The organism is Pseudomonas sp. KH_021 (assembly GCF_057838865.1).
Map to the genome: position 1 here is coordinate 853782 of NZ_CM174477.1, position 16243 is coordinate 870024.

The 16243-nt window shown below is 61.3% G+C and carries 13 protein-coding genes and 1 pseudogene; 10 read left to right on the plus strand and 4 right to left on the minus strand.

Translation table 11 applies throughout. The features are described from left to right. Window position 1 precedes the first annotated feature (1 nt). Together gatA and gatC are read right to left on the minus strand one after the other, a co-directional pair. Window positions 2-1453, minus strand: coding sequence for an Asp-tRNA(Asn)/Glu-tRNA(Gln) amidotransferase subunit GatA (gene gatA, locus AC3IX4_RS04055; protein ID WP_489259348.1), 1452 nt, complete (start codon window positions 1451-1453; stop codon window positions 2-4). Between the two features lie 17 nt (window positions 1454-1470). Beyond that, a complete protein-coding gene (gene gatC, locus AC3IX4_RS04060; RefSeq protein ID WP_489259349.1) occupies window positions 1471-1758 on the minus strand; it encodes an Asp-tRNA(Asn)/Glu-tRNA(Gln) amidotransferase subunit GatC in 288 nt (95 codons plus the stop codon). A 208-nt stretch (window positions 1759-1966) separates the two neighbouring features. Between gatC and mreB the strand changes: the two genes are divergently transcribed. The 8 genes from mreB (at window position 1967) to tldD (ending at window position 13130) form a co-directional block, all read left to right on the plus strand. Then, window positions 1967-3004, plus strand: a complete 1038-nt coding sequence (gene mreB, locus AC3IX4_RS04065; protein WP_015093487.1) for a rod shape-determining protein MreB — start codon at window positions 1967-1969, stop codon at window positions 3002-3004. 200 nt (window positions 3005-3204) lie between these two features. Then, on the plus strand, window positions 3205-4239 hold the full coding sequence (gene mreC, locus AC3IX4_RS04070) for a rod shape-determining protein MreC (RefSeq protein WP_489261203.1): 1035 nt from the start codon (window positions 3205-3207) through the stop codon (window positions 4237-4239). Continuing rightward, window positions 4239-4727 carry a rod shape-determining protein MreD gene (mreD, locus tag AC3IX4_RS04075; RefSeq protein WP_489259350.1) on the plus strand — a complete coding sequence of 163 codons (489 nt, stop codon included), beginning with the start codon at window positions 4239-4241 and terminating at the stop codon, window positions 4725-4727. The genes mreC and mreD overlap by 1 nt, the downstream gene beginning before the upstream one ends. A 52-nt stretch (window positions 4728-4779) precedes the next feature. After that, a complete protein-coding gene (locus AC3IX4_RS04080) occupies window positions 4780-5379 on the plus strand; it encodes a Maf family protein (protein ID WP_489259351.1) in 600 nt (199 codons plus the stop codon). A 79-nt stretch (window positions 5380-5458) separates the two neighbouring features. Continuing rightward, entirely contained in the window at window positions 5459-6916 is a 1458-nt protein-coding gene (gene rng, locus AC3IX4_RS04085) for a ribonuclease G (RefSeq protein WP_489259352.1), read from the plus strand. A gap of 87 nt (window positions 6917-7003) precedes the next feature. Further along, entirely contained in the window at window positions 7004-10819 is a 3816-nt protein-coding gene (locus AC3IX4_RS04090; protein ID WP_489259353.1) for a YhdP family protein, read from the plus strand. A 14-nt stretch (window positions 10820-10833) separates the two neighbouring features. Beyond that, complete coding sequence (locus AC3IX4_RS04095) at window positions 10834-11685, plus strand: carbon-nitrogen hydrolase family protein (protein WP_489259354.1); 852 nt, start codon at window positions 10834-10836, stop codon at window positions 11683-11685. Between the two features lie 2 nt (window positions 11686-11687). Next, complete coding sequence (gene tldD / locus AC3IX4_RS04100; protein WP_489259355.1) at window positions 11688-13130, plus strand: metalloprotease TldD; 1443 nt, start codon at window positions 11688-11690, stop codon at window positions 13128-13130. Window positions 13131-13171: 41 nt separating this feature from the next. Here the strand turns inward: tldD and yjgA are convergent, their stop codons facing one another. Continuing rightward, complete coding sequence (yjgA, locus tag AC3IX4_RS04105; RefSeq protein ID WP_489259356.1) at window positions 13172-13693, minus strand: ribosome biogenesis factor YjgA; 522 nt, start codon at window positions 13691-13693, stop codon at window positions 13172-13174. Window positions 13694-13801: 108 nt separating this feature from the next. Between yjgA and pmbA the strand changes: the two genes are divergently transcribed. After that, window positions 13802-15148, plus strand: coding sequence for a metalloprotease PmbA (pmbA, locus tag AC3IX4_RS04110; protein ID WP_489259357.1), 1347 nt, complete (start codon window positions 13802-13804; stop codon window positions 15146-15148). Window positions 15149-15485: 337 nt separating this feature from the next. Beyond that, window positions 15486-15740: pseudogene (gene aspA / locus AC3IX4_RS04115) on the plus strand (aspartate ammonia-lyase); the annotation flags it as partial. A 216-nt stretch (window positions 15741-15956) separates the two neighbouring features. Here the strand turns inward: aspA and AC3IX4_RS04120 are convergent. Then, window positions 15957-16229, minus strand: coding sequence for an HPr family phosphocarrier protein (locus AC3IX4_RS04120; RefSeq protein WP_489259358.1), 273 nt, complete (start codon window positions 16227-16229; stop codon window positions 15957-15959). Window positions 16230-16243 lie beyond the last annotated feature (14 nt).

A 16243-nucleotide genomic window follows, 5' to 3' on the forward strand; every position in this document is an offset into this window, starting at 1 on the left:
CTCAGAAGCCGGTTGGTGTGCGCGTGTGCCAATCAGTCACTTGCTGATAGCGGTGCGCAACGTTGAGCAGGCGGCCTTCCTGGAAATACGGAGCCAGCAGCTGTACGCCGACCGGCAGACCTTCGACGAAACCGGCCGGCATCGACAGGCCAGGCAGGCCGGCGAGGTTGGCGGTGATGGTGTAGACGTCTTCCAGGTAGGCTGCGACCGGGTCGTTGTTCTTGGCGCCGATTTTCCAGGCCGGGTTCGGTGTGGTCGGGCCCAGGATCACGTCGACTTCACCAAAGGCGGTCATGAAGTCGTTCTTGATCAGGCGACGGATTTTCTGCGCCTGCAGATAATAGGCATCGTAGTAGCCGGCCGACAGGGCGTAGGCACCGACCATGATCCGGCGCTGTACCTCGGCACCGAAACCTTCGGCGCGCGAGCGCTCGTAGAGGTCGGTGAGGTTGGCCGGGTTCTCGCAGCGATAGCCAAAACGCACGCCATCGAAACGCGACAGGTTGGAGGAGGCTTCGGCCGGCGCGATCACGTAGTACGCCGGGATGGCGTGCTGCATGTTCGGCAGGCTGATTTCCTTGACCACGGCGCCGAGCTTCTCCAGCTCCTTGACGCTGGCCATGACCAGCTCGGCGATGCGTGGGTCCAGGCCTGCCCCGAAGTATTCCTTCGGCAGGCCGATGCGCAGGCCTTCGAGCGAACCGTTGAGGTTGGCACTGTAGTCGGGCACCGGTTCGTCGATGCTGGTGGAATCCTGCGGATCGAACCCGGCCATGCCTTGCAGCAGCAGCGCGCAGTCTTCGGCGGTGCGGGCCATCGGGCCGCCCTGGTCGAGGCTGGAGGCGTAGGCAATCATGCCCCAGCGCGAAACGCGACCGTACGTCGGTTTCAGGCCGGTCAGGTTGGTCAGTGCCGCCGGCTGGCGAATCGAGCCGCCAGTGTCGGTACCGGTGGCGGCAGGCAGCAGACGAGCGGCAACGGCCGCGGCCGAACCACCTGACGAGCCGCCGGGAACGTGTTCAAGGTTCCAGGGGTTCTTCACCGCGCCATAGTGGCTGGACTCGTTGGCCGAGCCCATGGCGAATTCGTCCATGTTGGTCTTGCCCAGCGTGACGGTGCCGGCCGCGGCCAGTTTGGACACCACGGTGGCGTCGTACGGGGCCTTGAAGTTGTCGAGCATCTTCGAGCCGCAGCTGGTGCGGATGCCCTGAGTGCAGAACAGGTCCTTGTGCGCCAGCGGGGCACCCAGCAGGGCGCCGCTTTCGCCGGCTGCGCGCCGGACGTCGGCTGCCTGGGCCTGGGCGATGGCCAACTCGTCAGTGACGCTGATGAAGCTGTTAAGCTGCGGGTCGAGTTGATGGATGCGCGCAAGTAGCGCACGGGTCAGCTCTTCGGAGGAGAACTTCTTGTCGGCGAGTCCGCGGGAGATCTCGGCCAGAGTCAATTCATGCATGGCAGGCTCTTTTTCCCTTACTCGATGACTTTCGGAACCAGGTACAGGCCGTTTTCGACGGACGGTGCGATGGCTTGATAAGCGTCGCGCTGGTTATGCTCGGTCACCACGTCTGCGCGCAGGCGCTGACTGGCTTCCAGCGGGTGGGCCAGGGGTTCGATGCCGGTGGTGTCGACGGCTTGCATCAGGTCGACCAGCCCGAGAATACGGTTTAATGCATCGGTAGTGCGTGGGAGATCGGCTTCATTAAGGCCCAGACGGGCCAGATGAGCGATTTTTTCCACGTCGGAGCGTTCAAGCGCCATGGGGTTCTCCAGTGGAAAACGAAACGGAATTTTACCGTTCGTCGATATTGGAACACTTCAACGATTCTACGGTCAGATGGCCGCGATCGGGTGAGGGCATGCTCGGAAAAACAGCCAATTTAACATATTGGCGCCTTGCCCAAAATCCCTGCCATTGTTAGAGTTTGCCGCACTTTTTTACCCACGCGTTGCCTAGGGTCACTTTCCCATGTTCAAGAAACTGCGTGGCATGTTCTCCAGCGATCTTTCGATCGACTTGGGAACGGCCAACACCCTTATTTACGTGCGTGAGCGCGGTATCGTCCTGAATGAGCCATCGGTTGTGGCCATTCGCACCCACGGCAACCAGAAAAGTGTCGTCGCTGTCGGTACCGAAGCAAAGCGCATGCTGGGCCGTACGCCTGGCAACATTGCTGCCATTCGTCCGATGAAGGACGGCGTCATCGCCGACTTCAGCGTTTGCGAAAAGATGCTGCAATATTTCATCAACAAGGTTCACGAGAACAGCTTCCTGCAGCCCAGCCCTCGCGTGCTGATCTGCGTGCCGTGCAAATCCACCCAGGTGGAGCGCCGTGCCATCCGTGAATCGGCCCTTGGTGCCGGTGCGCGTGAAGTATTCCTGATCGAAGAGCCGATGGCCGCTGCCATCGGTGCCGGCCTGCCGGTTGAAGAAGCGCGTGGTTCGATGGTCGTCGATATCGGTGGCGGTACCACTGAAATCGCGCTGATCTCCCTGAACGGCGTGGTCTATGCCGAATCCGTGCGTGTGGGTGGCGACCGATTCGACGAAGCGATCATCACTTACGTGCGCCGCAACTACGGCAGCCTGATCGGTGAATCCACCGCAGAACGCATCAAGCAGGAAATCGGTACTGCCTACCCAGGCGGCGAAATACGCGAAGTGGACGTTCGCGGCCGTAACCTGGCCGAAGGCGTGCCGCGTGCCTTTACCCTGAACTCCAACGAAGTGCTCGAGGCCCTGCAGGAATCCCTGGCCACTATCGTTCAGGCAGTCAAGAGTGCCCTGGAGCAATCGCCTCCAGAACTGGCTTCGGACATTGCCGAACGTGGCCTGGTGCTGACCGGTGGTGGCGCGTTGCTGCGTGACCTGGACAAACTGCTGGCCCAGGAAACCGGCCTGCCAGTCATCGTCGCCGAAGACCCGTTGACCTGCGTGGCGCGTGGCGGTGGCCGTGCGCTGGAAATGATGGACAAACACACCATGGACCTGCTCTCCAGCGAATAAGCCGGGGGCCGCACTTCATGTTGCGCCGTTTACAGGTCGCGCCAGCGGTGCTACCTGTATGCGTCGTGCCGGCGCCTGTTGGGCGTCGTTTTTTGTCAATCAATCCGCATTCAGACCGGTTCGCTGCCGCATGACTGACCTACTGATCATTTGCCCACGAGGAGCGGCTTATTAAACCGCTTTTCGCCAAAGGCCCCTCACTGGGCGTTCGCGTACTGGTGTTGGTCGTGCTATCGGTCGCACTGATGGTGGTCGACGCCCGCTTCACGGTGTTGAAGCCCGTGCGCAGCCAGATGTCTCTGGTATTGATGCAGTCCTACTGGGTGACTGACCTGCCGCAGCGCTTGTGGCAGGGCGTGGCCAGCCAGTTCGGCAGCCGCACCGAGCTTGTCGCCGAAAACGAAAAACTCAAGACCGAAGCCTTGCTGCTTCAGGGACGCCTGCAGAAATTGGCAGCCCTGACCGAGCAAAACGTTCGGCTGCGCGAGTTGCTCAATTCCTCGGCGCTGGTCAACGAGAAAGTCGAAGTGGCCGAGTTGATCGGCATGGACCCGAACCCCTTCACCCATCGCATCCTGATCAACAAGGGTGAGCGCGACGGCGTCGTGCTCGGCCAGCCTGTGCTCGATGCGCGCGGCCTGATGGGGCAGGTGGTCGAGTTGATGCCCTACACCTCACGGGTTCTGCTGCTGACCGACACCACCCACAGCATCCCGGTGCAGGTCAACCGCAACGGCCTGCGCGCCATCGCCAGTGGCACCGGCAACCCGGAACGCCTCGAGCTGCGCCACGTGGCCGACACCGCCGATATCAAGGAAGGCGACCTGCTGGTCAGTTCCGGTCTGGGTCAACGGTTCCCTGCCGGCTACCCCGTGGCGACCGTCAAGGAAGTCATTCATGACTCCGGCCAGCCATTCGCCATTGTTCGCGCCGTACCGACCGCCGCATTGAACCGCAGCCGCTATTTGTTGCTGGTGTTCACCGACAGCCGGTCACCCGAACAGCGCGCCAGCGATGCAGCCCAAGCCCAGGAAGCGGCCGACCGGCAAGGTTTGCCTGGGGGAGCACAGGCGGCTCCAGCTGCTCCGGCTGGCCCGACCATTTCCCCTGCGCCGACCGGTAATCCGGTTACCGCTCCCGCGGCGCCTGTCGTAACGCCGATAGCGCCTGGCGCTACACCTGCGCCCAACACTAGCCACGGCGCTGCGTCGAACACTTCTCGGGAGAGGCACTGATGGTGACTACACGTGCCAAAAATGGCTGGGTTGTCTGGCTTACGTTCCTCATTGGCCTGCTGCTCAGTATCTCGCCCTTGCCGCAATTCATGGAAATCCTGCGGCCGCTCTGGCTGGCCTTGCTGCTGGCCTTTTGGTCATTGGCGCTGCCGCACAAGGTGGGCATGACGACAGCGTTCCTGTTGGGATTGGCCGAGGACGTGTTGTACGGCACATTGCTAGGCCAGAACGCCTTGATCCTGACGCTGATCACCTTCCTCGTATTGACGTTGCAGCAGCGCCTTCGCATGTTTCCCATGTGGCAGCAAAGCCTGGTGATCCTGGTGATCTTCGGCCTTGCCCAACTGGTTCAGCTCTGGCTCAGTGCCTTGACCGGCAATCGCCAACCGACCCTCGCCTTGCTATTGCCTGCTGTCGTCAGCGCCTTGCTCTGGCCGTGGGTCAGCTACGGGCTGCGCGGTCTGCGTCGTCGACTGAGTATCAATTGAGTCAGGTACGAGCCGCGTTCCACTATGTCGGCTCTGACAGGGAGAAGTCTTGATGAACCCGCTTTACCTGGCCTCCGGGTCACCTCGTCGACGCGAATTGTTGACCCAGATCGGCGTGCCTTTCACCACTCTCAGCGCCACCATCGATGAAACCCCCAGGCTCGGCGAGAGCCCTGCAGCCTATGTCGAGCGCCTGGCGTGTGACAAGGCCGCAGCAGGCCTGGCCCTGCTGGCGACAGTCGACACACCGACCGTCGTGCTCGGCGCTGATACCGCTGTGGTGCTCGATGGTCAAATCCTCGGCAAGCCGGTTGATGAGGCCGATGCACTGGCCATGCTGGCGGCCTTGTCCGGGCGCGAGCACGAAGTACTGACGGCCGTAGCTGTACTCGATGGCCAACGCTGCGAAGTCCGTCATGTGCGCAGCCAAGTCGGTTTTCGCCCTATCACGGCGCAAGAAGCGCAGGCCTATTGGAACAGCGGCGAGCCGCAAGACAAGGCAGGCAGCTATGCGATCCAGGGCCTGGGTGCAATCTTCGTGACCCACTTGCACGGCAGTTATTCGGCCGTTGTCGGCTTGCCCCTGTGCGAAACCGCAGCACTACTGGCCGGTTTCGGCATACCCTGCTGGCAAAGCCTGCGGGCGCGCTGAGTGCGCGTACCCTAGCCGACTCACAGACAGCCGGCGCAGGATTCATCATTTAGCTTGTACATCTTGACGAGACCCAGCCATGAGTGAAGAGATCCTGATCAACATCACGCCAATGGAATCGCGTGTGGCGGTGGTAGAAAACGGTGTTTTGCAAGAAGTACATGTCGAGCGGACCCAGCGTCGGGGCATCGTAGGCAACATCTACAAGGGCAAGGTCGTACGCGTACTGCCTGGCATGCAGGCGGCCTTTGTCGACATCGGCCTGGACCGCGCGGCGTTCATTCACGCTTCGGAAATTTCCATGCGTGAAGGGCCGTCGGTGGAAACCATCAGCGCACTGGTACACGAAGGGCAAAGCCTGGTGGTGCAAGTCACCAAGGACCCCATCGGCTCCAAGGGCGCACGCCTGACCACTCAGTTGTCGATCCCCTCGCGCTATCTGGTCTATATGCCCAAGACCAGCCACGTCGGCATTTCCCTGAAGATCGAAGATGAAGCCGAGCGTGAGCGGCTCAAACAGGTGGTCAGCGACTGCGTCGCGCAAGAAGGCATCAAGGAAGTCGGCGGGTTTATTTTGCGCACCGCGGCGGAAGGCGCCGGTGCAGACGAAATCCTGATGGACATTCGCTACCTGCGCAGGCTCTGGGATCAGATCGGCGCACAGATCAAGACCGTGGGAGCCCCGAGCGAGATCTACGAAGACCTGGGCCTGGCCCTGCGTACGCTGCGCGACTTGGTCAATCCGAAAATCGAGAAAATCCGCATCGACTCGCGGGAAACGTTCCAGAAAACCACGCAGTTCGTCGGCGAGCTCATGCCAGAGATCGCCGACCGCCTGGAGCATTACCCGGGCGAGCGGCCAATCTTCGACCTGTACGGCGTGGAAGATGAAATCCAGCGTGCGCTGGACCGCAAGGTGCCGCTCAAGTCTGGCGGCTACCTGGTGGTGGACCCGGCAGAGGCCATGACCACCATCGACGTCAACACCGGCGCGTTCGTGGGCCATCGCAATCTGGAAGAGACCATCTTCAAGACCAACCTGGAAGCGGCCACCGCCATTGCCCGGCAACTGCGCCTGCGCAATATCGGCGGCATCATCATCATCGACTTCATCGACATGGAAGATGAAGAGCACCAGCGCCAAGTGCTGCGCACCCTGGAAAAACAACTGGCGCATGACCACGCCAAGACCAACATCATTGGCATCACTGAGCTTGGCCTGGTGCAGATGACCCGCAAGCGCACCCGTGAAAGCCTTGAGCAAGTGCTCTGCGAGCCATGCTCCTGCTGCCAGGGGCGCGGCAAGCTGAAAACCCCTGAGACGATCTGTTACGAGATTTTCCGCGAAATTATGCGAGAAGCGCGGGCTTACCAGGCGGAAGGCTATAGAGTGCTGGCCAATCAAAAGGTCGTCGACCGGCTGCTGGACGAAGAGTCGGGCAATGTCGCCGAGCTTGAGGCCTTTATTGGGCGAACCATTCGCTTCCAGGTCGAGTCCATGTATTCCCAGGAACAATACGACGTGGTGCTTCTCTGAATCAGGATGTACAGGCCCGGCGCCAGGTACTGGCGAAAACCAGACTCAAGGCCATAGTTATTCCAGCATATTTCGGGGACCGCTGACATGGAGCGTCTGACTCGCTTTCTGGCTGCCGCGATCCGATGGGGTCTAGGGTTGTGTGCGCTGGTGTCGGTGCTCGTGGCCTTGTATGTCAGCCTTGGCCGCGAGCTGGTGCCGCTGGTCGCCGAATACCGCGATCAGGTTCAGGATAAAGCCGAGCAGGCGCTGGGCTTGCCCGTTCAGATCGGCAGCCTCGAAGGTCGCTGGAGCGGTCTGGCACCTGTACTGCTGGCGCATGATGTACAGGTAGGCGAGGGCGCCAGCAGCCTGCGCCTGGATCAGGTGCGCGTGGTGCCGGATGTCTGGGCCAGCCTGGTTGATCGCAGTGTGCGTATTGCTCACCTTGAGCTGGGCGGCCTGCAACTGAACCTGTCGGAAGATGAAAGTGGTCGCTGGACCCTCAGGGGGCTGCCGGCGCAGGATGACAAACCCATCGACCCGGAACAGTTACTCAAGCAGATGCAAGGGGTGACCCGGCTGGCGGTGCTGGACAGCCAGGTCACCGTCGAACCTTTTCAGCACGACCCGATAACTTTTACCTACGTGGGCGCGAGCCTTCAGACCGGCAGCGTGCGCCAGCGCCTGGACGTGCGCCTGACCTTGCCGGACGGCCAGCCGATGGCCATGAACTTGCGCTCGCGCCTCCGTGCCAGCCAGTGGCGCGAAGCCGAAGTCGAGGCTTACCTGAGCCTGCCGCAAAGTAACTGGGCGGCTTGGTTGCCGTCACGTCTGACGCGGGAATGGAGACTCAAGGAGGCTCGCGCAGGCGGCGAGCTCTGGCTGACCTGGGGGCAGGGTGCGCTGCAGAGCGCGGTGGTCCGCCTCAATGCTCCGGCCCTTCGGGGGGCTTATGCCGACCGCAAGCCGGTCGGTGTCAGCAACCTGGCACTCAATGCCTGGTTCCAGCGCAATCAGGGCGGCATGGAAGTGCTGGTCAATTCCCTGGCCATGAATCTGGGCGAAAAACGCTGGGAGTCGCATGTGCACGCTCGCCAAACAACGGGCGCCGAGCCGAGCGAAGAACACTGGCACATCCAGGCTGACCGTCTGGACCTGACCCCCCTGACTCCGCTGATCGACGCTTGGGTGCCTTTGCCGGAAAAGGTCGCTGCGGTGGTCGATGGCTTGAAGGTGACCGGCGGCGTTCGCAACCTCTTGCTGGATGTGCGCCCCAAGGCCACCGGCGACAAGCGCCTGAGCTTCGCCGCCAACCTCGACAACGTCGGCTTCAATGCCTATCACGGCGCGCCGGCGGCCGGAAATGTCAGCGGCAGTATCAGCGGCGATCTGGGGCAGGGCGAACTGCGCCTGGACACCGAAAAATTCATGTTGCACCTGGACCCGATCTTCGCCGACCCCTGGCATTACCTCAAAGCCAATGCCCGTCTGACCTGGAAACTTGATCAAGAAGGTTTCACCCTGGTAGCGCCCTACCTGAAAGTGCTGGGCGAAGAAGGCAAGATTGCCGGCGATTTCCTCATCCGCCTGTTGTTCGATGAGGCGCGTGAAGACTACATGGACCTGCGCGTGGGCCTGGTCGATGGCGACGGCCGCTATACCCCCAAATACCTGCCCAAAATGCTCAGCCCGGCTGTGGATCAGTGGCTGCGTACCGCTATTGTCAAAGGCGCGGTGGATGAGGGTTATTTCCAGTATCAAGGCTCGCTGGCCCATGGCGCGCCAGAGCATTCACGCAGCATTAGCCTGTTCTTCAAAGTCCATGACGTCACCTTGGATTACCAGCCCGGCTGGCCGGCTGTCAGCAAGGTCGACGGCGACGTGTTTATCGAGGGCGGTGGCGTACGCATCAAGGCGCGTAGTGGCCAGTTGCTCGATACCCAGGTGCGCAATGTCAACGTCAGCGTGCCCCATGTACCCAGCGGCCAGCACCCGCATCTGTACCTGGACGGCGAGTTCGACGGCGGGCTAGGCGATGGCATCAAGATCCTGCAGGATGCCCCTATCGGCACCGGGCCGACCTTCGCGGGCTGGGAAGCGCAAGGTCCATTAAAGGGCAAGCTGAACCTCGATATCCCACTGCACAAGGGTGAACACCCCAAGGTGGTGGTCGATTTCAATACCCGCAATGCCCGCCTGAAAATCCGCGAGCCAGAACTGGAACTGACCCAGCTCAAGGGAGATTTCCGCTTTGACTTCGATAAGGGTTTGAGTGCCCAGAACATCGGCGCCCAGGCTTTCGGCAAACCCATCACCGCGCAAATTTTCGCTGAAGGCAAACCCGATGCCTTGCGCACCCGAGTCATGGCCAAGGGGCTGGTGGAAGTCGGAAAACTCACCGACTGGCTGAAGGTGCAGCAAAAATTGCCGGTGAGCGGCCAGATTCCCTACCAGCTGCAATTGACCCTGGGCGGAAACGACAATCTGCTGAGCATCAATTCCAACCTCAAGGGCGTGGCGATCGATCTGCCAGCGCCGCTTGGCAAGCCGGCTGACGAAAGTCGGAACACTGTGTTCAGCATGACCCTGCAGGGCGACGAGCGACGCTACAACGTCGACTACGCCGATGTGGCCAACCTGGCCTATGCGGCGCCATCGGCCAGCCCTTCAGAGGGGCGAGGTGAGCTGGTGCTGGGCGGTGCCGATGCGCAGTTGCCTGGCACCAAGGGCGTGCGTGTTCGTGGTGTGCTCAAAGAGCTGGACCTGGCACCTTGGCGGGCCCAGACCGAACGCTATGCCGGCGTCGACGCCGAAGGCAGTGCCAAGCAGTTGCTGCGCAGCGCCGACATCTCCATCGGCCGTGTGATCGGTGGTGGTGTCGACCTGGACCAGGTGGTACTGGCGTTGCGCCGCAATCCGGACAGTTGGGCCTTGCGGCTCGACAGCAAGCAGGTCACTGGCAACCTGCACGCGCCCGATGCCAAGGGTGCACCGATTGCGATCAAATTGAGTTCCGTGCGCCTGCCAGCGCCTGATCCCGCCACCGTCATCGATGACAATCCACCCGATCCATTGGCGTCCAGCGATCCGCGCAAGATCCCCTCTATGGATGTACATGTCGCCAAACTCTATCAGGGTGATGATTTGTTGGGCGCCTGGTCGATCAAGCTGCGCCCGACAGCGACGGGTGTTGCCTTCAACAACATGAGTCTTGGTTTGAAGGGCATGACGCTCAACGGCAGCGGCGGTTGGGAAGGGGCTCCGGGTGCGAGTAGCAGCTGGTTCAAGGGTCGCCTGGAGGGCAAGAACCTTGCCGACGTGCTGAAGGCCTGGAAGTTTGCCCCCACGGTGACCAGCGAGGACTTCCATCTGGACGCCGATGGCCGTTGGCCGGGCTCGCCGGCCTGGGTCGGCGTCAAGCGCTTTTCCGGCAGCCTCGATGCGACCTTGCGCAATGGTCAATTCGTTGAAGTCGAAGGCAGCGCCCAGGCCTTGCGCGTCTTTGGCTTGCTCAACTTCAATTCCATCGGCCGCCGCCTGCGCCTGGATTTCTCCGACCTGTTCGGCAAGGGGCTGGCCTATGATCGGGTCAAGGGCCTGTTGCAAGCCAGCAAGGGTGTGTACGTGACCCGCGAGCCCATCACCATGACCGGTCCTTCCAGCAACCTTGAACTCGATGGCACCTTGGACATGGTTGCTGACCGCGTCGATGCCAAGCTGATGGTGGCCTTGCCGGTCACCAATAATCTACCGCTGGCAGCCTTGATCGTGGGCGCCCCGGCTATTGGAGGTGCACTGTTTCTGGTCGATAAGCTGCTGGGTGATCAGGTAGCCCGCTTCGCCAGCGTGCAGTATCGAGTCGAAGGTCCGTGGAAAGCGCCTAAGATTACTTTTATCAAACCTTTCGAAAAGGCCCGCTAGGCCCGGAGTCGAGCATGTCGTTAGCGGTGATTCAAATGGTCAGCCAGAGTGATGTGCTGGCCAACCTGGCCCAGGCCAGGGCATTGCTTGAACGGGCCGCCGAGGGTGGTGCGAAGCTTGCGGTTCTACCGGAAAATTTTGCAGCCATGGGCCGCCCTGATGCGGCCGCCATTGGCCAGGCCGAAGCCCAGGGCCTGGGCCCGATCCTGCCGTGGTTGAAACAGGCCGCCCGCGACCTCAAGTTATGGATAGTGGCCGGGACCTTGCCCCTGCCGCCTGTGGATCAACCTCACGGCAAGTCCCATGCCTGCTCGCTGCTGGTGGACGAGCACGGTGAAACGGTGGCCCGCTATGACAAATTGCACCTGTTTGATGTGGATGTAGCCGACAGCCGGGGCCGCTATCGTGAGTCAGATGACTACGCCCATGGTCAAAACGTTGTCGTGGCCGATACACCCGTTGGGCGGGTTGGCCTGAGCGTGTGTTATGACCTGCGCTTTCCAGAGCTCTACACAGCGCTGCGCGAAGCCGGTGCCGAGATCATTACCGCACCTTCGGCGTTTACCGCCGTGACCGGTGCGGCCCACTGGCAGGTGCTGATACGCGCACGTGCCATCGAAACCCAATGCTATGTCCTGGCCGCGGCCCAGGGCGGTGTTCATCCAGGGCCCCGGGAAACCTACGGGCATGCGGCCATTGTCGACCCCTGGGGGCGCATTCTGGTCGAACAGGATCAAGGCGAAGCCGTACTGCTGGCCGAACGTGACAGCAGTGAACAAGCGTCCATCCGGGCGCGGATGCCGGTGTCCAGTCACCGGCGATTTTTCTCGCAGGACGCATTGCGGCCTGCGCACACCTCGGAGTGACTATGAGCGAGTTGTTATCCACTGTCAGTGACCACCTGCTTGCGCCGGGAGGCTTGACCATCGAGAGCCTGCAGTCGGTGTTGAGCGAATTGGCAGGCCCCGGCATCGATGCCGCCGACCTGTATTTCCAAGGCCAGATTTCCGAGTCATGGGCCCTGGAAGATGGCATCGTCAAGGAAGGCAGCTTCAACCTTGACCAAGGGGTGGGCGTGCGCGCTCAGTCGGGTGAAAAAACCGGCTTCGCCTACAGCAACACCATCACCCAGGATGCCTTGCTGCAAGCTTCCCACGCGGCGCGCTCCATCTCTCGCGCCGGCCAGAACGGCACCGTCCAGGTATTTGCCCCTCAAGACATTCCTCGCCTGTACGGTGAAGACAACCCACTGGAAGTGCTCAGCCGTGCAGAGAAGGTCGACCTGCTCAAGCGTGTCGACGCTGCAACCCGTGCGCTAGACCCACGCATCCAGCAAGTAACCGTCAGCATGGCCGGGGTTTGGGAGCGCATCCTGATCGCCGCAGCCGATGGGAGCCTGGCCGCCGATGTTCGCCCGCTGGTGCGTTTCAACGTCAGCGTGATTGTCGAACAGAACGGTCGTCGCGAGCGGGGTGGACACGGTGGTGGCGGTCGTACCGATTACCGTTATTTCCTCAGTGACGATCGAGCCATGGGCTATGCCCGCGAAGCCCTGCGCCAAGCGCTGGTCAACCTTGAAGCCATTCCGGCGCCGGCCGGTACCTTGCCCGTGGTGCTGGGTTCTGGCTGGTCGGGTGTGCTGCTTCACGAAGCGGTCGGTCATGGCCTGGAAGGCGACTTCAACCGCAAGGGCAGTTCTGCCTACAGCGGCCGCATGGGCGAAATGGTTGCTTCCAGCCTGTGCACCATCGTCGATGATGGCACCCTGGCGGGTCGTCGTGGCTCGCTGAGCGTCGACGACGAAGGCACCCCGACCCAGTGCACCACCCTGATCGAGAACGGCGTGCTCAAGGGCTATATGCAAGACAAGCTCAATGCGCGCCTGATGGGTGTGGCCTGCACGGGCAACGGTCGTCGCGAGTCCTACGCGCACCTGCCGATGCCGCGCATGACCAACACCTACATGCTCGGCGGCCAGAGCGACCCTGCCGAGATCATCGCCTCGGTGAAAAAGGGCATCTATTGCGCCAACCTGGGTGGTGGCCAAGTGGACATCACCAGCGGCAAGTTTGTGTTCTCCACCAGTGAGGCTTACTTGATCGAAGACGGCAAGATCACCACGCCCGTCAAGGGCGCGACCTTGATCGGCAATGGGCCGGAGGCGATGAGCAAGGTATCGATGGTCGGCAACGACCTGTCGCTGGACAGCGGCGTGGGCACGTGTGGCAAGGACGGGCAATCGGTGCCGGTCGGCGTGGGCCAGCCGACATTGAAGATCGATGCGATCACGGTGGGTGGCACCGGCGCATGAAAAAAGGCGCGGGCAGCGTTATCGGCTGCCCGCGTTGACGGTCAGCGCAAGCCGCGCTGGGTTTCGTCCAGCTCGCGGATGTACTTGAAGATCTTGCGGCTGGCGGCAGGCGGTTTGTTCTGCGCCTGTTCGTGCTGGGCCTGACGAATCAGGGAGCGCAGTTGCTGGCGATCGGCCTCGGGGAACTCGCCAACGAAACGCTCCAGGTCCTCGTCGGTGCCAGCGATCAGGCGATCGCGCCAGCGTTCGAGGTTGTGGAAACGTTCGTTGTATTGCCGGGTGGAGGCATCGAGTTGGTCGAGCAGCACCAAAATCGCGTCGATCTCCTGATCACGCATCAGCTTGCCAATAAACGACAAATGCCGTTTACGGGCGATATGCGCGGTGTGCTTGGGCGCATCGGCCAGCGCCTTGCGCAGTGGATCGGTCAGGGGCAGGCGAGCCAGGGTGTCGGGCTTGAGTGTGGTCAAGCGCTCACCAAGATCAACCAGCGCATGCAGCTCGCGCTTGACCTGAGATTTGCTTTTTTCGCCGTCGTCGAAGGCGTCGTCGTAATCAACCATGGGGGCAGTCCGCTAATAAACGCCGCCATGATAACCAGTCGGGGGCCGCTTGTCCGGCCCGGTCGTAGCTTGACCCGCGCCGAAAGCAGAATTTGAGTGGAGAAAACTATGAACGCAGTCCAAAGCGTCGGTCCGCAGGCCTTGCCGGCTTTGCAGGAGCAGGTCGAGCAGATCATCGAAGAAGCTCGCCGCCAGGGCGCCAGCGCCTGCGAAGTGGCAGTGTCGCTGGAACAGGGCCTGTCCACCAGCGTACGCCAGCGCGAAGTCGAAACCGTTGAGTTCAACCGCGACCAGGGTTTCGGCATCACCCTTTATGTTGGGCAGCGCAAAGGCTCGGCCAGCACCTCGGCCAGCGGCCCTGAGGCCATTCGTGAAACCGTGGCGGCTGCCCTGGCAATCGCCAAGCACACCTCCGAGGACGAATGCTCGGGCCTCGCCGACAAAGCGTTGATGGCTCGCGATCTGCACGATTTCGATCTATATCACGCCTGGGACATCACCCCCGAGCAAGCCATCGAGAAAGCCTTGATCTGCGAGGCGGCGGCTTTTGACGCCGATTCGCGCATCAAGAACGCCGATGGCACCACGCTCAATACCCACCAAGGCTGCCGTGTGTACGGCAACAGCCACGGCTTTATCGGTGGTTATGCCTCGACTCGCCACAGCCTCAGCTGCGTGATGATTGCCGAAGGCGATGGCCAGATGCAGCGCGACTACTGGTACGACGTTAACCGCGAGGGCAAGTTGCTGGCTGCTCCCGAGATCATCGGGAAGCGTGCCGCAGAGCGTGCGGCTGCCCGCCTGGGTGCACGGCCGGTGCCGACCTGTGAAGTGCCGGTGCTGTTTTCGGCAGAACTGGCGGGCGGCTTGTTCGGCAGCTTCTTGTCGGCCATTTCCGGCGGCAACCTGTACCGCAAGTCTTCCTTCCTGGAAGGTACCATGGGTCAGCGCCTGTTCCCCGAGTGGCTGACCCTGGACGAGCGTCCTCACCTGCCGCGTGCCTTGGGCAGCGCATCCTTCGACGGAGACGGGCTGGCGACCTACGCCAAACCGTTCGTCGAAAATGGCCACTTGGTCTCCTATGTGCTGGGGACTTACTCAGGTCGCAAGCTGGGCCTGCCCAGTACCGCCAACTCCGGTGGCGTGCATAACCTGTTCGTGACTCACGGGGATGAAGACCAGGTAGCGCTGTTGCGCCGTATGGGCCGTGGGCTGCTGGTCACCGAACTGATGGGGCAGGGGCTGAACATGGTCACTGGCGATTATTCGCGTGGCGCGTCGGGTTTCTGGGTCGAAAACGGCGAGATTCAGTTTGCAGTCCAGGAAGTGACGATTGCCGGGAATATGAAAGACATGTTCAAGCAAATAGTCGCGATTGGCAGTGATCTTGAAACCCGCAGCAATATTCACACTGGGTCGATCCTGATCGAAAAAATGACCGTGGCCGGTAGCTAAAACGCTTCGCGGTGGTCCGGGATACCGGCAAGCCTACTCCCACATTCAATCAAAAGCCTTGACCTTGTGGGAGTTGGCTCTGCCAGCGAATGAGACCCTCAAAGCCCCATTGAGGGCTTGGATGGGTGGAGCCGGGTGGGGGCTTATCCGCTGTGTGATGTGGCTTTGCAGGGTATTTCTGTGGTGGGCCTATTCGCTGGCAGAGCCAGCTCCCACAAAAGCCAGCGCACCTCCCTTAAAGCCCGACCACCGTGTCGGGCTTTTTGCTGTCCGTCGCACACAGATGTTGTAATGATTCTATTTATTATTTAGTAATTAATACCATTACCTAGGTGGTCAGCTGTTGGCCGACAAGGCGATCGCCACCTTCAAGGTCAACGAAGCCAAGCTCAAGGAAGCGTTGGCGCGCAACCCGATTCTGGTGACGGCCCTGAACCCGATCATCGGCTACCAGAAGGCTGCCGAAATAGCCAAGACTGCCTACAAGGAAGGGCGCCCGATCATCGATGTGGCGCTGGAGCACACCGACCTGGATCGTCAGCAGCTTGAAGTGCTGCTGGCCCCGGAAAAACTCACTGCGGGCGGCGTGTAATCACGCGTGATGCCGCCCTGGCCAGCCTTGGCTTGTGCATCGGGTTTTGTTTGATGATGGTGATGGATACGGCGTTGGCTTGAGGCCGTCATCGCGGGTAAACCCGGCTCCTACACCGACCCTTGTAGGAGCGCGGCTTGCCGGAACGCCGGACCGCAGCGATGGCTGCACCGCGGTGTGTCAGGCAGACGGTGTAGTTTATCGGGGGGGGGGCTGTCACTCGCCTTCATCAAAGTAGTTGTTGATCAACTTCACCAGCGCATCCAGCGCTTCCTGTTCGTTGTCGCCTTCCGTTTTCAGGTGAACATGGGTGCCCTTGCCGGCAGCCAGCATCATGACGGCCATGATGCTCTTGCCGTCGACCATGGTCTCGGGTGTGCGCCCGACTCGGACCTGGCAGCGGTGCTGGCCAGCGACGCCGACGAACTTGGCTGCCGCGCGAGCGTGCAAGCCAAGCTTGTTGATAATGGTGATTTCAAGAGCGGGCATCGCGGGGAGGGTCC